A 20,590-nucleotide genomic window follows, 5' to 3' on the forward strand; every position below is an offset into this window, starting at 1 on the left:
CGTCCCGACAACCCTCCCGATTCATTTCACGTCTGCGGAAGGTTCACAAGAGGACGCGGCATGTCCTCAACGGAAGCATGTCGTTTCGAAGGAAACTTTTTGCAGGCACCAGCGATGGTTACGTGGTTACGCACATATAGCGAAAAGTTATATGCGTAATCGGCAAGTGCCGCCTCACGCCATTAGATGACGATCATGCACCGCACTGGATGTGACGCGTGCGCGCGTCGATGGACCCGGTACACATCACACAATCGGTCACGACGATATCGGTACCGCCGACGATATCCGCCTCGGCAAACTCGTTCGCGAACAAAGCACCTGCCGGGCTGTCGGCACAGGCATTCGAACGCCAGAACGCGGCACGACCGGCCGGCTGCGAGGCACGCATGGATTCAACGATCATCTGGACACTCCCCTTGCACAGTTTCATGGATGAAAGGACTGCGCCGGCAGAGCGGACGTCGCATACGTTGAAAGGGCCACCCCTACCCGGCCGGCGGATTGTCGGGAAGAAGCACACACGGATGTGCCCCGATTCGGCACCCCCGCCACCCTGTAGGAGCGCGCCTAGCGCGCGACCGGTGGGGCGGGAGTCGTGATGGTTGCGCCATGAACGGTCGCGCGCAGGCGCGCTCCTACAACGTATTCGCACCACGACCCCGTATCCCTGTAGGAGCGCGCCTCGCGCGCGACCGGTGGAGCGGGAACGGTGAGGGTCGCGTCACGAATGGTCGCGCGCAGGCGCGCTCCTACAACGCGCCGCGATCACGTTTCCCGAGGGACACCGCAGGCCGGAGCGACAAGGGGCGCCCCCGTCGCCTCTAAGCGAGCACGCAGCAGGCGCCGAGCGCGAGGCCGGAAGGCGAGCCCACCCTTACAGAGCGAACCCTCAAGCCGCGACGCGCGGCGCCTTCTGCATGATGCCGAGCATGTCGCCCAGCTTCTCGCGCATCTCACGACGATCCACGATGACGTCGACCGCACCGTGATCCACCAGGAATTCCGAACGCTGGAAACCTTCCGGGAGCGTCTCGCGCACCGTCTGCTCGATCACGCGCGGGCCGGCGAAACCGATCAGCGCCTTCGGCTCGGCCACGTTGATATCGCCCAGCATGCCCAGGCTGGCAGACACGCCACCCGTGGTCGGATGCGTAAGCACCGAGATATACGGAATACCCGCGTCGCGCATGCGAGCCAGGGCGGCCGAGGTCTTCGCCATCTGCATCAGCGAGAACAGGCCTTCCTGCATGCGCGCGCCGCCCGTGGCGGCAAAACACACCAGCGCCGACTTCTCGGCCAGCGCCTTCTCGGCCGCACGGGCGAACTTCTCGCCCACCACCGAACCCATCGAACCGCCGATGAAGGAATACTCGAACGCGACCGCCACCAGCGGGCGCTCCAGCAGCGTGCCGGACATCGCGACCAGCGCGTCCTTCTCGCCCGTGGACTTCTGCGCCGCGGCGAGGCGGTCCTTGTACTTCTTCTGGTCGCGGAACTTCAGCGCATCCACGGCTTCCAGCTTCGGCCACAGCTCGGTGGTGCTGCCCGTGTCGAAGAACGCGCCCAGGCGCGCACGCGCCGAGATCGCATGATGATGGCCGCACTTGGGGCAGACCATGAGCGACTTTTCCAGCTCCGGCTTGTACAGCACGGTGCCGCAGCCGCCGCACTTCTCCCAGACGCCTTCGGGCACCTTGCCCTTGCCGCCCGCCGCGCCCGGAGCGCGGGACTTGGGCGTCATGATCTTTTGCAGCCAGTTCATCGTGTCTCTCCGAATATCTGTACCAACCCGCCCACCGCTCAGCGCGCGTCGAGCGCAGCGCGGATGGGGGCGAGAAATTCCCGAGCCCTGCCGACGGCGTCTTCCGCCGAGGTCGCGCCATCGAGACGCTGGACCAGGGCACTGCCGATCACCACGGCATCGGCGAATTCGCCAATGGCTTTCGCCGACGCGGCATCACGAACGCCGAAGCCGACCGCCACCGGTGCTTTCGACCGGGCGCGAATACCCGCCACCCGCTCGGCGATATCCCCGGTGCTGAGCTGGGCGGCACCGGTGATGCCGTTGAACGACACATAGTACAGGAAGCCGGCAGCCGCCTCGCACAGGCTGCCCAGGCGACGCTCCGCCGTGGTGGGCGAGGCCAGCAGGATCTGGTCGAGACCGGCATCCTTGAGCGGCTGGAGCACGTGCGACTCCTCCAGCGGGCAATCCACCATCAGGACGCCATCCACACCAGCTTCGACCGCATCTTCGGCGAACGTCGCGTAACCGTACATCTCGACCGGATTGAGGTAACCCATCAGCACGATGGGTGTCTCGTTGTCCGTCTCACGAAATGCCGCGATCCAGGCCAGGACATTGGCCAGGCCCACGCCCCTGGCGATGGCCCGCTCGGACGCATGCTGGATCACCGGGCCATCGGCCATCGGGTCCGAGAACGGCACGCCCAGTTCGATCAGGTCCACGCCACTGGCCACCAGGCCGTGCAGCAGGGACACCACGTGCTCCGGCGACGGGTCGCCGGCGGTGACGAAGGTGACCAGGCCGGTGCGACCGGCCGACTTCAGTGCCGCGAAACGGCGTTCGATGCGGCTCATCAGAGTTCGATTCCTTCGCGGGCGGCAATGGTGTGAACGTCCTTGTCGCCACGACCGGACAGGTTCGCGAGGACGATGCCGTCCTTCGGCAGCTCGCGGGCCAGCTTGATCGCCTGCGCGATGGCATGGCTGGATTCCAGCGCCGGAAGAATGCCTTCGGTGCGCGCCAGCAGATGGAACGCTTCAAGCGCCTCGTCGTCGGTGATGCCGACGTACTCGGCACGGCCGGCGTCCTTCAGGAAGGCATGCTCCGGGCCCACGCCCGGGTAATCCAGGCCGGCCGACACCGAGTGCGTCTCGATGATCTGGCCGTTGGCGTCCGAGAGCACATAGGTGCGATTGCCGTGCAGTACGCCCGGACGGCCGGCTGCGAGCGAGGCCGCATGACGACCGGTCTCGATGCCGTCACCCGCCGCCTCGGCCCCGACGATGCGCACGTCGCGATCGTTGAGGAAGGCGTGGAACAGGCCGATGGCGTTGGAACCACCGCCGACGCAGGCCGTGATGACATCCGGCAGGCGACCGAACTGCTCCAGCACCTGGCCGCGGGCCTCGCGACCCACGATGGCGTTGAAGTCGCGCACCATCTGCGGATACGGATGCGGACCGGCAACGGTGCCGATGATGTAGAAGGTGTCCGCGACATTCGTGACCCAGTCGCGCATCGCCTCGTTCAGGGCGTCCTTCAGCGTCTTCGAGCCCGAGGTCACCGGCACCACCTCGGCGCCGAGCAGGCGCATGCGGTAGACGTTGATCTTCTGTCGCTCGATATCGGTGGCGCCCATGTAGACGACGCACTTCAGGCCCAGGCGCGCGGCCACGGTGGCACTGGCGACGCCATGCTGGCCGGCGCCGGTCTCGGCGATGATGCGGGGCTTGCCCATGTACCGGGCCACGAGTGCCTGGCCCACGGTGTTGTTGATCTTGTGCGCACCCGTGTGGTTCAAGTCTTCGCGCTTGAGCACGATGCGCGCGCCGCCGACGTGCTGCGACAGTCGCTCGGCGTGATACACCGGGCTGGGACGACCCACGTAGTGCTTGAGGTCACGATCCAGCTCGGCGATGAAGGCCGGATCGTTACGCAGCTTTTCGTACGCGGCGGTGAGTTCGGCGAGCGGCTCCATGAGCGTCTCGGCCACATAGATGCCGCCGAAGTCGCCGAAGCGCCCGTGGGCGTCGGGATAGGCGTGGAAATCCGCGATCTCGGTCATTGCCTTTGGTCTACCTTCTGGGTGCCGCGTCAGGCGCTGGGGAGGGCGCGTACGGCGGTGATGAACCGCTCCATCTTAGCCCCATCCTTGATCCCCGGCGATGTCTCGATGCCACTGGAAACGTCCACGCCCCAAGGGCGGGCCGTGCGGATGGCCTCGCCCACGTTGTCCGGGGTGAGGCCTCCGGCGAGGATCAGCGGCTGGGTCAGGTCCGTGGGCATCAGCGACCAGTCGAAGCGCTGGCCGCTGCCACCCAGCTCGCCCAGGCCGTGGCCATCGAGCAGGAGTCCGGCGGCACGCGGATACGCGCGCAACCGCGGCAGGGCGGAAGCCCCCTCCCCCATGGCCACCGCCTTCAGGTAGCGCACCCCGAACGAGGCGCAGAAGTCGTCCGCTTCGTCGCCGTGGAACTGGAGCATGTCCGGGCGCAATACACGAATCACCTCGTCGATGTAGCCGCGCTCGTCGTCCATCACCAGTGCCACCGTCGTGACGAATGGCGGCACGGCATCGCGCAAGGCAGCGGCCGACACGGGATCGACGAAACGCCGGCTGCGCCGGGTCATGACGAATCCGACGGCATCGATGCCCAACCGGGCGGCGAACTGAACATCGTCGATTCGGGTGAATCCGCAATACTTGAGCCGCGTCACAGCGTCACCTCGGGCGGCAGGCCCCAGTGGGCTTCGTACCTGGGGCCAAGGAAGGTCAGGCCTTCCGCCGGAGCCGTGGCCCCGGCCACCTCGCGATCCTGGCCTGCCAGCAGTTCAGCCATCCAGCCGGTTTCCTGCTCGCCACGTCCGATCGGAATCAGCGAGCCGACGATATTGCGCACCATGTGATGCAGGAAGGCATTGGCCTCGATCTCCACCACGACATGGATATCGTCGCGGAAGACGCGAATGGAACGCACGTTACGGCGCGCATGCGCCGCCTGGCAGGAGACGGCACGAAAAGCCGAGAAATCATGTTCGCCGATGAGCGCCTGCGCTGCCTCGTGCATGCGGCTTGCATCCAGTGGCTTGCGCTCCCAGGCGACGAAGCGGGCATCGAGCGCGGGACGCACGTAACGGGGAAGCAGGCGATAACGGTACTGCCGGGCACGCGCAGAGAAGCGCGCATGGAAGTCATCGGCCACCGGTTGCGCCCAGGTCACCGCCACGCTGCGCGGAAGGTTCGAACAGGCACCCAGCACCCAGCCACGCATGTCGCGGGCGACATCGGTATCGAAGTGCACCACCTGGCAGCGACCATGCACCCCGGCATCGGTACGGCCGGCGGCCGTCACCTCGACAGGCATGTCCGCCACTCGGGCCAAGGCATCTTCGAGGGCGCCCTGCACGGTCTTGCCATGGCTGAGGCGCTGCCAGCCGAGGAAGTCGGTGCCGTCATATTCGACGCCAAGTGCGATGCGCATAAGGCTATTCAGTGAATCGGGAAACGGCCAAGGTTACCACTCCCCCACCCAGGCCGCTGCAGGAGGCAACACAGGCTGATCGCCGCCGACACCGCCCAATGCAGGAGCGCGCCTTGCGCTCGACCGTGACCCGACGCTCCGCTACCGGAGAGGCAACGTCGATAACACTCCCACCTGTAGGAGCGCGCCTGCGCGCGACCGGTTGTCGCGAATGAATCCATCGTTCCGCAACTACCGGTCGCGCGCAGGCGCGCTCCTACAGAAGGGGTTTAGCTGCCGCCGTGGATGCCGCCCTTGGTGAGGGTGGAGGGGTCGAGCAGCTTTGCCAGCTCGGCCTTCGAAAGGCCCGTGGTTTCGAGGGCCACGTCGAGGATGGGGCGCTTCTCCTTGTAGGCCTGCTTGGCCGTGGCCGCACCCTTTTCGTAGCCGATGACGGGATTCAGGGCCGTGACCAGGATCGGATTCTTGTCCAGCGCCTCGCGCACGCGATCCTCGTTCACCTTGAAACCGGCGATGGCCTTGTCGGCGAGCAGCACACACACGTTCGCCAGGATCTCGATCGACTGCAACAGGTTGTAGGCAATCACCGGCAGCATGACATTGAGCTGGAAATTGCCTGACTGCCCACCGATGGCGATGGTCGCGTCGTTGCCGATGACCTGCGCCGCGACCATCGTGGCCGCCTCGGGAACCACCGGATTCACCTTGCCCGGCATGATCGACGAGCCCGGCTGCAAGGCCGGCAGCTCGATCTCGCCCAGGCCCGCCAGCGGGCCGGAATTCATCCAGCGCAGGTCGTTGGAAATCTTCATCACGGCCACCGCCAGCGCGCGCAACTGACCGGACAACTCCACGGGAGCGTCCTGTGCCGCCATGCCGGCAAAATAATTGTCGGACGACTCGAACTTCACGCCCGTGAGCTTCGTCAGCTCCACCGCCACGGCGGGACCGAACTTCGGATCGGCATTGATGCCGGTACCCACGGCGCTGCCACCCTGCGGCAGGCGACGCGTGCGCTTCAGCGTGTCGCCGATGCGCTCTTCCGCAGCTTCGATCTGTGCCGACCAGCCGGACAATTCCTGGCCAAAGGTGATCGGCATGGCGTCCATGAGATGGGTGCGGCCAGTCTTGACGACCTTCTTCAGCTCCTTGGCCCGCGTGTCGATCGTCTTGCGCAGATGCTTCAGCGCCGGCAGCAGCTTCTCGCTGGTGGCCAGCGTTGCGCTCACCAGGATGGCCGTGGGAATGACGTCGTTGGAGCTCTGCCCGGCGTTGACGTGATCGTTCGGATGCACCTTGCTGCCGGCCGCCTCGGCGAGGTGGGCAATCACCTCGTTGGCATTCATGTTCGAGCTGGTGCCCGAACCGGTCTGGAAGACATCGATAGGGAAATGCTCATCGACCTCCCCGGTTGCCACCTTCGCCGCCGCCTCGCGAATCGCCTTGGCGGCTGCCTTGTCGAGATGCCCCAGCTTGACGTTCGCCTCTGCCGCCGCCGACTTGATGAGGCCCAGTGCACGGATGAACTCGCGCGGCATGGCCAGGCCGGAAATGGGGAAGTTGTCCACCGCCCGCTGGGTCTGGGCGCCATAAAGTGCCTTGGCGGGTACCTTCAACTCGCCCATGCTGTCGCGTTCGGTGCGGAACTTGCTCATGCGGGGAACTCCGGTGGGGGGATTTCCCTAAGGTAAGGCCTGTCGGAGCGCTTTGACAGGCGGGGCCGGGAAAAACGAAAAGCCCGCGATCGCTCGCGGGCTTTCGTTTGAAGCGATGCTTCCGGCCGGATTATTCGGCGGCGGCAGTCGCGGCAGCAGCCTTCTTCGCGGCCTTGGCGGCAGCGGCGGCGGCCACGTCTTCCTTGATGCGGGCAGCCTTGCCTTCCAGACCACGCAGGTAGTACAGCTTCGCGCCGCGGACCTTGCCCTTGCGCTTGACTTCGACCGAGTCGATGGCACGGCTGTGGGACTGGAACACGCGCTCGACGCCGGTGCCGTGCGAGATCTTGCGCACGGTGAAGGCGGAGTGCAGACCGCGGCTGCGCTTGGCGATGACGATGCCCTCGAACGCCTGGACGCGCTCGCGGTTACCTTCCTTCACCTTCACATTCACGACCACGGTGTCGCCAGGGCCGAAATCCGGCAGCTGGCGGATGATCTGCTCGGCTTCGAACTGTTGGAGGAGTTTGTTCATGACGCACCTGTCAATTTGTGTTGCAGCGGTCGTTACCGGCCGCTCCGTTTGGCCGTGCATACTCACGGCGGAATTCATCCAGCAATGCCCGCGATTCATCATCGAGTGCACGCTGCGTTAGTAGGTCCGGCCGGCGTAGCCAGGTACGACCCAGCGACTGCTTGCGACGCCAGCGGCGAATAGCCGCGTGATCGCCGGAAAGCAGCACCTCCGGCACGCCGCCCCACGCATCGTGATGCACGGGACGGGTGTAATGCGGGCAATCCAGAAGACCGTCCGAGAACGAATCCTGCTGGGCGGACTGCACGTCGTTCAACGCGCCTTCCTGCAGACGACCCACCGCATCGATAACCACCGCTGCGCCGAGCTCTCCGCCAGACAGCACATAATCGCCGATTGAAAGCTCTTCGTCGACCTCGTGCTCGATCAGGCGTTCATCCACACCCTCGTAACGTCCGCAGACCAGGGCAATTCGCGGCATTTTCGCCAGCGCTTCCGCCTTTTTCTGCGTCAACCTTTCGCCCTGGGGGCTGAGGTAAATAACATGCACCGGTTCCGGTGCCGCTTCTCGAATCGCCGCGAGCGTGGCTCGCAAGGGCTCGATCAGCATCACCATGCCTGGTCCGCCACCAAACGGGCGGCCATCCACGGTGCGGTAATTATCAGTGGCGAAATCGCGCGGGTTCCAGGCTTCCACCTGGAGCAGCTCACGCTGCTGCGCCCTTCCTACCACTCCGATCGCGGCCGACTGGCGGACGAAATCGGGAAACAGCGACACCACATCGATACGCATGATCTTCAGCAGCCGCCGTTCAGAACTCGGGATCCCAGTCCACCACGATGCGCCCAGCGTCGAAATCGACCGAATGCACGTAAGGGCCCTGGACGAACGGAACCAGTCGCTCCCTGTCGCCATCCTTTACCACCATGACGTCGTTGGCGCCGGTGGAAAACAGATGGCTCACCCGACCAAGATGGACGCTTTCCGTGGTCACCACCTCGAGGCTTTCGAGGTCTGTCCAGTAGAACTCGCCGGGTGCGGGCGGCGGCAGTGCATCGCGCGAGACCGTGATCTCGCAGCCGACCAAGGTTGCCGCCTGGTCGCGATCCTCGACACCCGGCAGGGAGGCAACGATGCCCTTGCCCTGCGCGTGCCCGCGGATTCCGCTCATCTCCCGTTCCATACCCGGCGCGGTGAGCAGCCAGGGCTGGTAACGGAAGATCTGGATGCGGGGCTCGGTCCAGCTTTCTAGCTTGACCTGCCCCTGCACGCCATGGAGCCCGACAATGCGTCCTACGCGGACGCGCTTGACGGACCCTGTCGACATCAAGCTGCCAGCTTGCCGGCTTCCTTCACGAGAGCGCGGACCTTGTCGGTCAGCTGCGCACCCTTGGCGACCCAGGCCTGGACCTTGGCGACGTCGAGCTCGAGACGCTTGTCGGCGCCCGAAGCGACCGGGTTGTAGTAGCCCACGCGCTCGATGTTGCGACCGTCGCGCGGAGCGCGCTGGTCGGTCACGACGACGTGATAAAACGGACGGCCCTTGGCGCCACCGCGCGAAAGACGAATCTTAACCATAAGTTACGAGCTCCAGAATGCCGGATATCGGCAAGGCGCGCGCGAGAAGCGGGCGCGGTAAAGCGGTGAATTTTAGGGGTCGGTGTGTGGTGCGTCAAGGGGTTGGGCGGACGCCCCGAAGGGCGCGATCAGCGCGGCGGCATCATCCCACCCATGCCGCCCATGCCCTTCATGGCGCCACGCATCTGGCGCAGAAGGCCCTTGCTGCCGCCCTTGGACAGCTTGGACATCATCTTTTCCATCTGCATGTACTGCTTCAGCAGACGATTCACATCGGCCGGCTGGGTGCCCGAACCGCGGGCCACACGAGCCTTGCGCGAGCCGTTCAGGAGATCCGGGTGACGGCGCTCCTTCTTGGTCATCGAGCCGATGATGGCGACCATCTTCTTCAGTTCGCCGTCGTTGACCTTGGATTTCACGCTGTCAGGGATGCTCGACATGCCAGGCAGCTTGTCCATGAGACCGGCAAGGCCGCCCATGTTGTTCATCTGCTCGAGCTGATCCCGCATATCGTTGAGATCAAAGCGCTTGCCCTTGATGACCTTCTCGGCCAGCTTCTGGGCTTTTTCCTGGTCGACCTTGCGCTCCACTTCCTCGACCAGCGACAGGACGTCGCCCATGCCGAGGATGCGCTGCGCCACGCGATCCGGATGGAACGGCTCCAGCGCGTCGGACTTCTCGCCCGCGCCCAGGAACTTGATGGGGCGACCGGTGATATAGCGCACCGACAAGGCGGCACCGCCACGGGCGTCACCGTCGGTCTTGGTGAGCACCACGCCGGTGAGCGGCAATTCGTCGGAGAAGGCCTTGGCGACGTTCGCGGCATCCTGGCCGGTCATCGAGTCGACGACGAACAGGGTTTCGATCGGGTCGATGGCGGCATGCAGGGACTTGATCTCCTGCATCATCGCTTCGTCGATATGCAGGCGGCCGGCGGTATCCACCAGCAGCACGTCGATCACTTCGCGACGGGCGGCCGCCACGGCGGCCCTGGCGATTTCCACGGGGTCCTGGCCGGCTTCCGAGGGGAAGAACGACACCTCGACCTGCGAGGCCAGCGTGCGCAGCTGCTCGATGGCGGCCGGACGGTAGACGTCGCAGCTGACCACCATCACGCGCTTCTTCTTGCGCTCCTTGAGGAAGCGGGCGAGCTTGCCGACCGTGGTGGTCTTGCCCGCACCCTGCAGGCCGGCCATGAGGACCACGGCAGGCGGCTGGGCAGCGAGGTTCAGTTCGCTGTTGGCGGCACCCATGACGGCGGTGAGTTCGTCACTGACGACCTTCACCAGCGCCTGGCCCGGCGACAGGCTCTTCAGCACCTCCTGGCCGACGGCACGCACCTTCACGCGCTCGACCAGCGCCTTCACCACCGGCAGGGCCACGTCGGCCTCGAGCAGGGCGATGCGGACCTCGCGGAGGGTTTCGCGGATGTTTTCCTCGGTCAGCCGGCCACGACCACGCAGGCGGTTGACGGTGTCGGAGAGGCGTTGGCTGAGCGATTCAAACATGGCGACCAGGCAATAAGCTGCGAAAACGCCAGATTATAGCTGTAGGAGCGCGCCCTGCGCGCGACCGGCCGGAGCGAGAGGTTCCCGCCCCCGGCGGTGCGCATGGGCCAATGGCGTCTGTCGTCAGCTACAGAACAGGCTCTTTGCCCTGCCTGGTCGCGCGCGAGGCGCGCTCCTACAAGGCAAGGCGATGCATTGTGGTCGGCGATCAGGTGCAGGGGGGACGGAGGAAATGCCACTGTGTCGCATTCACGATACCTGGCCGCTATGCCACACTGCGCGTCCATGACCGTCACCGCCCTCTCGCTGGCCGCTATCGTCCTCTACCTGTGTTCCGCGGGCGTGCTCGCGCGGCCGCTGGTCACGGGGGCGCAACCGCTTGCCCGTATCGGCATGACCCTGGCCGGCCTGGCGGCGCTCGCGCATGCTGCAGTGTTGCTGAGCGCCCATCGCGGCACGCTCGACCTGCACTTCTTCGCAGCCCTGTCGCTGGTGGCCTGGATCGCCTCGGCGCTAACCCTGGTGGTGAACCTTTCGCGCCCCGTGGCGGGCCTGGGCATCCTGATTTTCCCGCTGTCGGCCGCCTTCCTGGCCATCGATGCCTTCCTGGCACCGCGCACCGCGCCGGAGGCCATGAGCTGGCAGATCGAGCTGCACGTCACCATCGCCGTGTTCGCCTTCGGCATCCTCTCCATCGCTGCCGCACTGGCGATCCTGCTGGCGATCCAGGAGCGCGCCCTGCGCCGCAGCCGCTTCGGCCACTGGCTGCGCGCCCTGCCCCCGCTCACCCTCACCGAAGTACTACTGTTCCGGCTGATCGGTGCGGGCTTCGTGCTGCTCACGCTTACCCTGATTACCGGCGCCCTGTTCGTGGGCAACCTGTTCAGCCAGCACCTCGTGCACAAGACGGTGCTTTCCATCCTGGCCTGGGTGGTGTTCGGGGTGCTGCTGTGGGGCCGCTGGCGTCATGGCTGGCGCGGCATTCGCGCGGTGAACCTCACCCTGATCGGCATGGGCATCCTGCTGCTGGCGTTCTTCGGCACGAAGATGGTGCTGGAGCTGATTCTGCATCGGACACCTTAGGCTGTTGTGATGGCGGTTTCGCTTTCACTCCGCTGATTCGTCTGCAACGCGTGATCCGGGGGCAATCGCTTCGACCGGTCGCGCGCGAGGCGCGCTCCTACAAAAGCCGCCGCGCGCGCCCTACAAAAGCCCCTCCCCTGTAGGAGCGCGCCTTGCGCGCGACCGCTCCAGGCAGGTGAACAGCCGCAGGCACAACGAATAGCCCCATCCCAAAACCACCCTACCTACTCCCGGCTCGCATCAATCGCCTGCGACAGCCGCTCCACGCCAATCACCTCCATATCGCCCACCTTGCCCCTCTTCGGCGCGTTGGCGGCCGGAACCACTGCACGGCGAAAACCATGCGTCGCCGCTTCTTTCAGGCGCTCTTCGCCATTGGGCACGGGACGGATCTCGCCTGACAGGCCCACCTCACCAAAGGCAATCGTCTTCTCCGGCAACGGACGATCACGCAGGCTCGACAGCACCGCCATCAGCACCGGCACATCCGACGCCGTCTCCTGCACCCGGATGCCCCCCACCACGTTGACGAAAACGTCCTGGTCATAGGCCGCCACACCGCCATGCCGATGCAGCACGGCCAGAAGCATCGCAAGGCGATTCTGCTCAAGGCCCAGCACCACGCGACGCGGATTGCCCAGCGACGACTGGTCCACCAGGGCCTGCACTTCCACCAGCAGCGGACGCGTACCCTCGCGCGTCACCATCACCGCACTGCCCGGCGTAGGCCCGGAATGCGCGGAAAGGAAGATCGCGGACGGATTGGGGACTTCCCGCAGGCCCTTTTCCGACATGGCGAACACACCCAGCTCGTTCACTGCGCCGAAACGGTTCTTGAAGGCACGCAGCACACGGAAACGACTACCGGATTCGCCCTCGAAGTACAGCACCGCATCGACCATATGCTCGAGCACGCGCGGGCCGGCGATACCGCCCTCCTTCGTCACATGTCCCACGAGGAAGACCGACGTACCCGTTTCCTTGGCAAAACGGGTGAGCTTGGCCGCCGACTCGCGCACCTGGCTGACGGAACCCGGCGCCGCCGTGAGCAGCTCGGTCCAGATCGTCTGGATCGAATCAATGACCAGCACCCGCGGGCGCGCGGAAGCTGCCTGTTCCAGGATGCGCTCGATGCAGGTCTCCGCCAGGGCGTGCAGGGGGCCGAGCGGCAGGTCGAGGCGCTGAGCACGGCCGGCCACCTGGGCCAGGGATTCCTCGCCCGTCACATAGAGACTGGGCAGCGCCACGCCCAGCGTGCCGAGCATTTGCAGCAGCAGGGTGGATTTGCCGATACCCGGATCGCCACCGATAAGCACCACCGAACCATCGACTAGGCCGCCACCCAGCACGCGATCGAGCTCGCCGATACCCGTATGCGTGCGCGCCTCGGCCGTGAGCAGCACTTCCGTGAGCGGCGTGATCCTTGGCGCGCCGGCAGCCGCGCCCGCGTAGCCGCCACGCTTCGCCCCCGCGGAGGCCGCGGCCGGGCGTGCAGGCTGCACCACGAATTCGGAAAGGACATTCCACTCGCCACATTCGGCGCACTGGCCCTGCCATTTGCTGTGTTCCGCACCGCATTGGGTGCAGACATAGGCGGTTTTCGCCTTGGCCATCGGATATTCCGTCGATCGATCGAAAGGAAGCTATATACCCTGTCGCCGTCGCAGGAAGCGATACGCAGCCTAGCTTTCGTCTTCGACGAAGAGTACGCGCCGCGTCATGCCACAGGTGAGGTCATAGGAGATGGTACCCGCCGCCGCTGCCACGGTCTCGACCGGCAGGCCTTCGCCCCATAGCGTCACGCGGTCGCCCACCCGTGCCGCGGGCACGTTGCGCAGGTCGATCGTGATGAGATCCATTGAAACGCGACCCACGATGGATGCCCGCAGCCCGTTGACCAGCACCGGCGTGCCGATGGCGGCGCTGCGCGGATAACCGTCGCCATAGCCGATGGCGGCCACGCCAACGGCCATGTCCTCAGGGCACTCGTAGGTGCCGTTGTAGCCGACACGCTCGCCTCTGGCGAGACGATTGATCGCCACCAGGCGGGTGGTAAGCGTCATCGCCGGACGAAAGCCGAAATCCGCACCTGATTTCCCATCGACCACGGAAAGACCGTAGAGAATGCCGCCCGTCCGCACCCAGTCGGCCCGCGCATCCGGCCAGCCGAGCACGGCCGCGGAGTTGGAAAGCGCGCGCGGGCCGGACAAGCCTTCGGTAACTTCACGAAAGCGTGCGATCTGCAAGGCGGTGTCTTCGCCCTGAAAGTCCTCGGACGACGCGAAATGCGTCATCAGGCCGACCTCGTCATCCACGGCCGGCATCGCGCGCAGCGCAGCATGCACCTCGCGGGCCCGGTCCGGTGCAAAACCCAGCCTGTGCATGCCCGTATCGATCTTGACCCAGACGCGCAAGCGCCCCCGCACGGGATCGGCCTTCGCCAGCCAGGGCAACTGCTCGTCGTGATGGATCAATGCGTCCAGTTGCAGGCGCTGCATTTCAGCGATGTCGGAGGGCGTGTCCGGCCCCGACAGCACCACGATGCGCTGTTTGTGCCCTGCCGCACGAAGGCGCAGGCCATCGGCGATGGCGGCCACGGCGAAGGCTTCTGCATCGGCATCCAGCGCACGTGCCACGCGTTCGAGGCCGTGACCGTATGCATCGGCCTTCACGACCGCCATGACTTTCGCGTCGCCTGCGAGCTTGCGCACCCTGGCAAGGTTATGGCGCAAGGCGCCCATATGAATGGTGGCGACAGTGGTACGACTCATGGACAACCGGGTTCTTGCGAATGACGGCCCAGTCTAGCCGCAACCAGCGGGCCATCGCATGGCGCGAATATGGCGGACGGCGGCCCGTCCGCCATAACGGCATCAGCGTGCGAGGTCGAAGTTCTCCGACGAGACCCAGCCACGATTGCCATGCTCGTCGTCCACTTCCCACATCAGGCCCGAGCGATTGCCCGTGGGATAGACCATCATCCCCGGCTCCAGCGAACGCACCACCGCACCCCCCGTGGGCGCTGCCGTCATGCGCGAGGCCACCCGCATCGCCCCCGTCTGTCGACTGTTGGCCGCGGAGGCATTCGTCGGCAGACCGCCGAGCTCGGTGACCAGCTTCGTGTAGGCATCGAGATAGGCCAGCGTGATGACCTGGCCTTGCGTGGTGTTGGCGTATGCGCCCACGCCCGCAGCACCGAGACCCGAGGTGCCCCAGAAGGATCCCTGGGCGCCAAAGCCGATGTCGTGCTTTTCGCCATGCCCTTCCGTCATCGCTACCTGCTCCGACGAGCGCACGTCCGTAACGGTAAGAACGACATCGGCCGTCTTGGAATTGATATTGATCGAACCTAGCAGCTTACCTGTCGTCCCACCGACGAGCCCCTGGGCGAGTGCACCGATGCCACCACCGCCTGCATCACGGTTGCTGGCAACCAGATCGGGAACCATCACATAGTCGGCCGCCTTGATCTGGCCTTTGCCGAGGTTCGAACCGCCGCGCAGTTCACCGCCCGCGGCCAGGTCACGCTCGCGCATCGCGGCATTCATGCCCATGCCGCGATCCACCAGCGTGAAACACCCGGATTTGGAGACGAACACCTTGATGAGCTTCGTGGGCGAAGGCAGCTGCTGCTGCGTCCACCAGTGAACGCTGCCTTCGGGCTCCACGACCGAAAGGCTGCCGAGCTTCTTCGAGCAGTGTGGAATCTGTGCTTCTTTTGCTTCCCGGTCGCGCTGCCCCTGCTTGACCAAGGGGTTCGAAGCGTCGCATGCGGCCAGCATGAAGGTGCAACCGACCGCCACGGCCGTGATAGCCGCGGTCCTGATGGAAAAATCCATGATGAGTCCCTGTCCTGTCCGCCCGCTGAGTCATGCCTGTCCCCGTACGGGCGCTCCGGAGAGAGGCGACGCAAGAGGCAGGCATGCTAGCGACTGGGGTGCTACGAACTACATAGGACTAGTCTGAAAATGCTGCAGGATTTCGCGGATTATCTCAGTCAGCCATAGACGGGATGTATGACTGCAAGGCGTTACTCGAAGCTGCCGACGTACGAATCGGGCGCCCAGTTCTCGAACTTCGTGTAGTGACCAAGGAAGGCCAGCTTCACGGTATCCGTCGGGCCGTTACGCTGCTTGCCGATGATGATTTCGGCGAGGCCCTTGTCCGGCGATTCCTTGTTGTAGTACTCGTCGCGGTAGATGAACATGATCACGTCCGCATCCTGCTCGATAGCGCCGGATTCACGAAGATCGGACATCATCGGGCGCTTGTCCGCGCGCTGCTCCAGCGAGCGGTTGAGCTGCGACAGCGCGATCACCGGCACGTTCAGCTCTTTCGCCAGCGCCTTGAGGCCACGGGAAATCTCCGAGATTTCCGTCGCGCGGTTTTCGCTGTGACCCGGCACCTGCATGAGCTGGAGGTAGTCGATCACGATGAGGCCCAGGCCATGCTCACGCTGGAGACGGCGCGAGCGCGAGCGCATTTCCACGGGCGACATCGCGGGCGTGTCATCGATGAAGATCTTTGCATCGGACAGCATGGTGATCGCCGAGGTGACGCGCGGCCAGTCTTCTTCCGCAAGGTCGCCGTTACGCAGATGCTGCGCATGAATGCGGCCCAGCGATGAAATCAATCGGAAGGCCAGCTGCGACGCCGACATTTCCATGGAGAACACGGCTACCGCCTTCTTCCCGCGCATGGCGGCAGCTTCGGCGAGATTCAGCGCGAAGGCTGTCTTACCCATCGACGGACGCGCTGCCACGATGATGAGATCGGATGGCTGCAGGCCCGAGGTCAGTTCGTCGAGATCGGTAAAGCCCGTCGACAAACCGGTGAGCTGACCACGCTTTTCGTAGCGCTCGGAGAGCTGGCGGAAAGCCTCGCCCACGGCCTCGCGCATGGACACGATATCTTTCTTGCCGCGCGCACCGGATTCCGCGATGCGGAACACGCGCTGCTCGGCGAGCTCCATCACCTCCTGCACACTCTTGCCTTCCGGGCGGAAGCCATCTTCCGTGATGGAGGTGCCTGCGTCGATCAGCTGCCGCAGCACGGACTTCTCACGAACGATGTCGCCATAGGCCGCAATATTCGCGGCACTGGGCGTCGAGTTCGCCAGCTCGATCAGGTAGGCGGCACCGCCCACCATTTCGTCCATGTCGTTGGAGAGGAACCACTCGCCCAGCGTGATGGCGTCGCAGGGCATGCCCTTGCTGGCCAGCTCGTTGATCGCGCGCCAGATCAGGCGATGATCGCGACGGTAGAAATCCTCGTCCGTAAGTTTGTCGGCCACCTTGTCCAGCGAATCCGGCGACAACATGAGACCGCCGAGCACCGCCTGCTCAGCCTCGATGGAATGAGGCGGCACGCGCAACGCGTCGATGGCCGAAGGTTCGCGACGACGGCGGCGCTCACCGCGCTCGCCCCGCTCACCACGCTCGGGATTGAAGGACATGGATTACCTCGTTTGCAGCAGGCGCCGGCCCGGGACGGGGTGGCGTGAGGACGATGATACGCGGGCTGGGCGTGAAACGAAGGGCCGATGTGACGTGTTCACAAAAACCGGGAACTTGGGCGCTGGGTTCCAGCTTTCGCTGGAACGACGGTTTCCCTCACCCATCAAAGAAAACGGGCGCCACCAGGGCGCCCGTCTCAGGATCAGCGGTGGTGCGGTGCTTACGCGCCGACGACCTTGACCTTGACCGTCTGCTGCACGTCGGCGTGCAGGCTGACGACGACTTCGAACTCGCCGACATTGCGGAACGGGCCTTCGCTCTGGATGACTTCGCTCTTGTCGACTTCCTGACCCTGCGCGGTGAGGGCTTCGGCGATATCACGCGGGGTGACCGAGCCGAACAGCTTGCCTTCCGGCGAAGCGTTCACGGCGATCGTCACTTCCACGCCTTCGAGCTTGGCCGCACGACCCTCGGCACCGGAGAGCTGCTCCTTGGCCTTGGCTTCGTATTCGGCGCGACGGGCTTCGAACGCAGCGATGTTCTCGGCGTTGGCGCGAGCGGCCTTGCCGGTCGGGAGGAGGAAGTTACGACCGTAACCCGGCTTGACAGTGACCTTGTCGCCGAGGTTGCCGAGGTTCTTCACCTTCTCGAGGAGAATGAGTTCCATGGGATATTCCTATTCTTTCGTTAGCACGGGAGTGGCCCCGCGCAGCCAGGACGGTTGTCCGAAAATGCCTGAGATGAAGCCCCTGCCCTTGCAGCAGGGGCTTCACGGGATCAGACGTCGTGGTTGTCGGTGTACGGCAGCAGCGACAGGTAACGGGCGCGCTTGATAGCGGTCGCCAGCTGACGCTGGTAACGGGCCTTGGTACCGGTGATGCGGCTCGGGACGATCTTGCCGTTTTCAGTGATGTACTGACGCAGGGTGTTGAGATCCTTGTAATCGATCTCTTTCACGCCTTCAGCGGTGAAACGGCAGAACTTGCGGCGACGGAAAAACTTGGACATGGCTTCAGATCCCCGGATTAGTCGTCGCTGTCGCGATCGTTGTCGTTGTCAGCGCTGTCGCGGCTATCGTCGTCACGGCGACGCGAACCCTTCTGCTCGTCCTTTTCCTTGCTCTTGAGGATGAAGGACTGCTCGGTGTCGGCTTCGTCGCGACGGATGACCAGGTGACGCAGAACGGCGTCGTTGAAACGGAAACCCGTCTCGAGCTCGTTCAGGACATTCTGGGAAACCTCGATGTTCAGCATCACGTAGTGAGCCTTGGCGAGGTTCTCGATCGGGTAGGCCAGCTGGCGGCGGCCCCAGTCTTCGAGACGGTGGATCTTGCCGCTGTCGCCTTCGATGAGCGTCTTGTAACGCTCGATCATGGCGGGCACCTGTTCGCTCTGGTCCGGGTGGACCAGGAACACGACTTCATAATGACGCATGGTGGCTCCTTGTGGATGCACCCCTCTCGGGGATGGCAGCCTCCCGGGTGTGACCGGTGAGGCAAGAAACCCCTCCGGATGGAGAGGTAGCCGCGCATTGTAAGGAGAAACGGGGGCTTACGGCAAGCCTTGCCTCAACGCCTGTCTACTTCTGTAGGAGCGCGCCTGCGCGCGACCGGGGCTGCGGTGGATTCCGGGTATCTGCCACGCCGGTCGCGCGCAAGGCGCGCTCCTACAGGGGCCGGCGACCGGGGGAATCAGGCGACCGTGAAGGACTCGCCGCAGCCGCATTCGCCCGTGGCGTTGGGATTGTGGAAGACGAACGAGGCGTTGAGGCCCTGGCGCTCGAAATCGATGACCGTGCCGTCAACCAGGGGCAGGCTCTTGGGGTCGACCACGACACGCACGCCGTCGAGATCCAGCACCGCGTCGTCATCAGCGATGGCGCCGGCCAGGTCCACCACGTACCCGAAACCCGAGCAGCCCATCCGCTTCACCGAAAAACGCACGCCCACGGCCTCAGGGGCCTTCGCGAGGAAGGAGCGCATGCGGTCGGAGGCGGCGGGGGTGATCTGGATGGTCATGAAAGCATATTCCGGGCGTGGTACAGACGGCGGACGGTGCCGTTCAACCGACCATTACACTATCATGCCGGGTCGGCTCATATGCGCCTATGTAGGGCGCCCCTTCTGGAGTTTCAATCGATGACGGTGGTAAGCGTCAAGCAGGCCCTCGCCGGCGGCACGGCCGCGGCGGATCAGGAAGTCACGGTGCGCGGCTGGGTCCGCACCCTGCGCGAGTCCAAGGGTGGCCTGTCCTTCGTTAATGTGAGCGACGGCTCGTGCTTCGCCCCCATCCAGGTGGTTGCCACCGCCGATCTCTCCAACTATGAGACCGAGGTGAAGCACCTCTCGGCCGGCGCAGGCGTCATCGCCACCGGCAAGCTGGTGCCCTCGCAGGGCAAGGGCCAGGCCTTCGAGATCCAGGCCACGAAGCTCGAGGTCACCGGTTTCGTCGAGAACCCGCTCACCTACCCCATTCAGCCCAAGCAGCACTCCATGGAATTCCTGCGCGAGGTCGCCCACCTGCGCCCGCGCACCAACCTGTTCGGCGCCGTGACCCGCGTGCGCCACACGATGATGACGGCTATCCACCGCATCCTCACCGAGCAGGGCTTCTTCTGGATCAACACCCCGATCATCACCACCTCCGATGCCGAAGGCGCGGGCGACATGTTCCGCCTGTCCACCCTCGACCTCGCCAACCTGCCGCGTGACGACAAGGGCGGCATCGACTGGAAGAAAGACTTCTTCGGTCGCGAGGCATTCCTCACCGTGTCGGGCCAGCTCAACGTCGAAGGCTATGCCATGGCGATGAGCAAGGTGTACACCTTCGGCCCCACGTTCCGCGCCGAAAACTCCAACACCACCCGCCACCTGGCCGAGTTCTGGATGGTGGAGCCCGAGGTGGCCTTCGCCGACCTCAACGACATCGCCGACCTGGCCGAGCTGTTCCTGAAGGGCATCTTCAAGGCCGTGCTCGATGAGCGCGCGGACGACATGGCGTTCTTCGACGAGCGCGTGATGCCGGGCGCCATCGCCCGCCTGGAAAACTTCATCGCCCAGCCGTTCGAGCGCATCGACTACACCGATGCCATCACGATCCTGCAGAAGTCGGGCAAGAAGTTCGAGCACGCCGTCGCCTGGGGTGTCGACCTCCAGACCGAGCACGAACGTTACCTCGCCGAGGAACATGTGGGCCGTCCCGTGGTCGTGATGAACTACCCCGAGGAGATCAAGGCGTTCTACATGAGGCTCAACGACGACGGCAAGACCGTGGCCGCCATGGACGTGCTGGCCCCGGGCATCGGCGAGATCATCGGCGGTGCCCAGCGCGAGGAGCGCCTGGACTACCTCGACCGCCGCATGGACCAGTTCCACCTCGACAAGCAGACCTACGACTGGTACCGCGACCTGCGCCGTTATGGCACCGTGCCCCATGCTGGCTTCGGCCTGGGCTTCGAGCGCCTGCTGGTATACGTCTGCGGCCTGGCCAACATCCGCGACGCCATCCCGTATCCCCGTGCGGCAGGGAGTGCCGAATTCTGAG

22 protein-coding genes are annotated in these 20,590 nt (G+C 64.8%); 2 read left to right on the forward strand and 20 right to left on the reverse strand.

Annotated features, from left to right (window positions below):
* Positions 1-193 precede the first annotated feature (193 nt).
* The 12 genes from KR767_RS20380 to ffh form a co-directional block, all read right to left on the reverse strand.
* The gene (locus KR767_RS20380; protein WP_250877592.1) at positions 194-406 is read right to left on the reverse strand and encodes a DUF6229 family protein; all 213 of its coding nucleotides are present in this window, start codon (positions 404-406) and stop codon (positions 194-196) included.
* A gap of 486 nt (positions 407-892) precedes the next feature.
* Positions 893-1,765, reverse strand: coding sequence for an acetyl-CoA carboxylase, carboxyltransferase subunit beta (gene accD, locus KR767_RS20385; protein ID WP_166946957.1), 873 nt, complete (start codon positions 1,763-1,765; stop codon positions 893-895).
* Positions 1,766-1,803: 38 nt separating this feature from the next.
* Positions 1,804-2,604 (reverse strand): tryptophan synthase subunit alpha, encoded by an 801-nt coding sequence (gene trpA, locus KR767_RS20390; RefSeq protein WP_250877593.1) that lies wholly within the window; start codon positions 2,602-2,604, stop codon positions 1,804-1,806.
* Positions 2,604-3,815 (reverse strand): tryptophan synthase subunit beta, encoded by a 1,212-nt coding sequence (trpB, locus tag KR767_RS20395; RefSeq protein WP_250877594.1) that lies wholly within the window; start codon positions 3,813-3,815, stop codon positions 2,604-2,606. Before trpB ends, trpA begins: the two co-directional genes overlap by 1 nt.
* Before the next feature lie 29 nt (positions 3,816-3,844).
* The gene (locus tag KR767_RS20400) at positions 3,845-4,468 is read right to left on the reverse strand and encodes a phosphoribosylanthranilate isomerase (protein ID WP_250877595.1); all 624 of its coding nucleotides are present in this window, start codon (positions 4,466-4,468) and stop codon (positions 3,845-3,847) included.
* The gene (gene truA, locus KR767_RS20405; protein WP_250877596.1) at positions 4,465-5,232 is read right to left on the reverse strand and encodes a tRNA pseudouridine(38-40) synthase TruA; all 768 of its coding nucleotides are present in this window, start codon (positions 5,230-5,232) and stop codon (positions 4,465-4,467) included. Before truA ends, KR767_RS20400 begins: the two co-directional genes overlap by 4 nt.
* A 269-nt stretch (positions 5,233-5,501) precedes the next feature.
* On the reverse strand, positions 5,502-6,887 hold the full coding sequence (locus tag KR767_RS20410; RefSeq protein ID WP_250877597.1) for a class II fumarate hydratase: 1,386 nt from the start codon (positions 6,885-6,887) through the stop codon (positions 5,502-5,504).
* A gap of 130 nt (positions 6,888-7,017) precedes the next feature.
* On the reverse strand, positions 7,018-7,422 hold the full coding sequence (gene rplS / locus KR767_RS20415) for a 50S ribosomal protein L19 (protein WP_166946963.1): 405 nt from the start codon (positions 7,420-7,422) through the stop codon (positions 7,018-7,020).
* 10 nt (positions 7,423-7,432) lie between these two features.
* The gene (gene trmD, locus KR767_RS20420) at positions 7,433-8,215 is read right to left on the reverse strand and encodes a tRNA (guanosine(37)-N1)-methyltransferase TrmD (protein WP_250877598.1); all 783 of its coding nucleotides are present in this window, start codon (positions 8,213-8,215) and stop codon (positions 7,433-7,435) included.
* A 19-nt stretch (positions 8,216-8,234) separates the two neighbouring features.
* Positions 8,235-8,750, reverse strand: a complete 516-nt coding sequence (gene rimM / locus KR767_RS20425; RefSeq protein ID WP_250877599.1) for a ribosome maturation factor RimM — start codon at positions 8,748-8,750, stop codon at positions 8,235-8,237.
* Positions 8,750-9,001 carry a 30S ribosomal protein S16 gene (gene rpsP / locus KR767_RS20430; protein ID WP_166699047.1) on the reverse strand — a complete coding sequence of 84 codons (252 nt, stop codon included), beginning with the start codon at positions 8,999-9,001 and terminating at the stop codon, positions 8,750-8,752. Before rpsP ends, rimM begins: the two co-directional genes overlap by 1 nt.
* A 128-nt stretch (positions 9,002-9,129) precedes the next feature.
* Positions 9,130-10,509 carry a signal recognition particle protein gene (gene ffh / locus KR767_RS20435; RefSeq protein ID WP_250877600.1) on the reverse strand — a complete coding sequence of 460 codons (1,380 nt, stop codon included), beginning with the start codon at positions 10,507-10,509 and terminating at the stop codon, positions 9,130-9,132.
* A gap of 285 nt (positions 10,510-10,794) precedes the next feature.
* Here ffh and KR767_RS20440 point away from each other — a divergent pair, with 285 nt between their 5' ends.
* Complete coding sequence (locus KR767_RS20440) at positions 10,795-11,592, forward strand: cytochrome C assembly family protein (RefSeq protein ID WP_166946967.1); 798 nt, start codon at positions 10,795-10,797, stop codon at positions 11,590-11,592.
* 224 nt (positions 11,593-11,816) lie between these two features.
* Here KR767_RS20440 and radA read toward each other — a convergent pair whose 3' ends face one another.
* From radA to KR767_RS20480, 8 genes are all read right to left on the reverse strand, one after another.
* A complete protein-coding gene (gene radA, locus KR767_RS20445; protein ID WP_250877601.1) occupies positions 11,817-13,205 on the reverse strand; it encodes a DNA repair protein RadA in 1,389 nt (462 codons plus the stop codon).
* Between the two features lie 69 nt (positions 13,206-13,274).
* On the reverse strand, positions 13,275-14,363 hold the full coding sequence (gene alr, locus KR767_RS20450; protein WP_250877602.1) for an alanine racemase: 1,089 nt from the start codon (positions 14,361-14,363) through the stop codon (positions 13,275-13,277).
* A gap of 102 nt (positions 14,364-14,465) precedes the next feature.
* Complete coding sequence (locus KR767_RS20455) at positions 14,466-15,431, reverse strand: CsgG/HfaB family protein (protein WP_425602710.1); 966 nt, start codon at positions 15,429-15,431, stop codon at positions 14,466-14,468.
* A gap of 191 nt (positions 15,432-15,622) precedes the next feature.
* Positions 15,623-17,047 (reverse strand): replicative DNA helicase, encoded by a 1,425-nt coding sequence (locus KR767_RS20460; RefSeq protein WP_166946971.1) that lies wholly within the window; start codon positions 17,045-17,047, stop codon positions 15,623-15,625.
* 221 nt (positions 17,048-17,268) lie between these two features.
* Entirely contained in the window at positions 17,269-17,715 is a 447-nt protein-coding gene (rplI, locus tag KR767_RS20465; protein WP_166946972.1) for a 50S ribosomal protein L9, read from the reverse strand.
* A gap of 110 nt (positions 17,716-17,825) precedes the next feature.
* The gene (gene rpsR / locus KR767_RS20470; RefSeq protein WP_166946973.1) at positions 17,826-18,056 is read right to left on the reverse strand and encodes a 30S ribosomal protein S18; all 231 of its coding nucleotides are present in this window, start codon (positions 18,054-18,056) and stop codon (positions 17,826-17,828) included.
* Positions 18,057-18,073: 17 nt separating this feature from the next.
* The gene (gene rpsF / locus KR767_RS20475; RefSeq protein ID WP_166946974.1) at positions 18,074-18,481 is read right to left on the reverse strand and encodes a 30S ribosomal protein S6; all 408 of its coding nucleotides are present in this window, start codon (positions 18,479-18,481) and stop codon (positions 18,074-18,076) included.
* A 257-nt stretch (positions 18,482-18,738) separates the two neighbouring features.
* Entirely contained in the window at positions 18,739-19,065 is a 327-nt protein-coding gene (locus tag KR767_RS20480) for a HesB/IscA family protein (protein ID WP_166946975.1), read from the reverse strand.
* Between the two features lie 120 nt (positions 19,066-19,185).
* Here KR767_RS20480 and asnS point away from each other — a divergent pair, with 120 nt between their 5' ends.
* Positions 19,186-20,589, forward strand: coding sequence for an asparagine--tRNA ligase (gene asnS / locus KR767_RS20485; RefSeq protein ID WP_166946976.1), 1,404 nt, complete (start codon positions 19,186-19,188; stop codon positions 20,587-20,589).
* Position 20,590 lies beyond the last annotated feature (1 nt).

This window comes from Luteibacter anthropi (assembly GCF_023699965.1).
Classification (GTDB): Bacteria; Pseudomonadota; Gammaproteobacteria; order Xanthomonadales; family Rhodanobacteraceae; genus Luteibacter; species Luteibacter anthropi.

What these genes read in the sequence shown, in the direction of transcription:
- KR767_RS20460 (WP_166946971.1), bottom strand. Translation starts at nt 17,047, where the DNA reads ATGTCCTTCAATCCCGAGCGTGGTGAGCGGGGCGAGCGCGGTGAGCGC.
- KR767_RS20380 (WP_250877592.1), bottom strand. Translation starts at nt 406, where the DNA reads ATGATCGTTGAATCCATGCGTGCCTCGCAGCCGGCCGGTCGTGCCGCG.
- rimM (WP_250877599.1), bottom strand. Translation starts at nt 8,750, where the DNA reads ATGTCGACAGGGTCCGTCAAGCGCGTCCGCGTAGGACGCATTGTCGGG.
- rplS (WP_166946963.1), bottom strand. Translation starts at nt 7,422, where the DNA reads ATGAACAAACTCCTCCAACAGTTCGAAGCCGAGCAGATCATCCGCCAG.
- alr (WP_250877602.1), bottom strand. Translation starts at nt 14,363, where the DNA reads ATGAGTCGTACCACTGTCGCCACCATTCATATGGGCGCCTTGCGCCAT.
- KR767_RS20480 (WP_166946975.1), bottom strand. Translation starts at nt 19,065, where the DNA reads ATGACCATCCAGATCACCCCCGCCGCCTCCGACCGCATGCGCTCCTTC.
- rpsF (WP_166946974.1), bottom strand. Translation starts at nt 18,481, where the DNA reads ATGCGTCATTATGAAGTCGTGTTCCTGGTCCACCCGGACCAGAGCGAA.
- trpA (WP_250877593.1), bottom strand. Translation starts at nt 2,604, where the DNA reads ATGAGCCGCATCGAACGCCGTTTCGCGGCACTGAAGTCGGCCGGTCGC.
- KR767_RS20440 (WP_166946967.1), top strand. Translation starts at nt 10,795, where the DNA reads ATGACCGTCACCGCCCTCTCGCTGGCCGCTATCGTCCTCTACCTGTGT.
- trmD (WP_250877598.1), bottom strand. Translation starts at nt 8,215, where the DNA reads ATGCGTATCGATGTGGTGTCGCTGTTTCCCGATTTCGTCCGCCAGTCG.
- rpsR (WP_166946973.1), bottom strand. Translation starts at nt 18,056, where the DNA reads ATGTCCAAGTTTTTCCGTCGCCGCAAGTTCTGCCGTTTCACCGCTGAA.
- truA (WP_250877596.1), bottom strand. Translation starts at nt 5,232, where the DNA reads ATGCGCATCGCACTTGGCGTCGAATATGACGGCACCGACTTCCTCGGC.
- rplI (WP_166946972.1), bottom strand. Translation starts at nt 17,715, where the DNA reads ATGGAACTCATTCTCCTCGAGAAGGTGAAGAACCTCGGCAACCTCGGC.
- KR767_RS20410 (WP_250877597.1), bottom strand. Translation starts at nt 6,887, where the DNA reads ATGAGCAAGTTCCGCACCGAACGCGACAGCATGGGCGAGTTGAAGGTA.
- rpsP (WP_166699047.1), bottom strand. Translation starts at nt 9,001, where the DNA reads ATGGTTAAGATTCGTCTTTCGCGCGGTGGCGCCAAGGGCCGTCCGTTT.
- asnS (WP_166946976.1), top strand. Translation starts at nt 19,186, where the DNA reads ATGACGGTGGTAAGCGTCAAGCAGGCCCTCGCCGGCGGCACGGCCGCG.
- accD (WP_166946957.1), bottom strand. Translation starts at nt 1,765, where the DNA reads ATGAACTGGCTGCAAAAGATCATGACGCCCAAGTCCCGCGCTCCGGGC.
- KR767_RS20455 (WP_425602710.1), bottom strand. Translation starts at nt 15,431, where the DNA reads ATGGATTTTTCCATCAGGACCGCGGCTATCACGGCCGTGGCGGTCGGT.
- trpB (WP_250877594.1), bottom strand. Translation starts at nt 3,815, where the DNA reads ATGACCGAGATCGCGGATTTCCACGCCTATCCCGACGCCCACGGGCGC.
- radA (WP_250877601.1), bottom strand. Translation starts at nt 13,205, where the DNA reads ATGGCCAAGGCGAAAACCGCCTATGTCTGCACCCAATGCGGTGCGGAA.
- ffh (WP_250877600.1), bottom strand. Translation starts at nt 10,509, where the DNA reads ATGTTTGAATCGCTCAGCCAACGCCTCTCCGACACCGTCAACCGCCTG.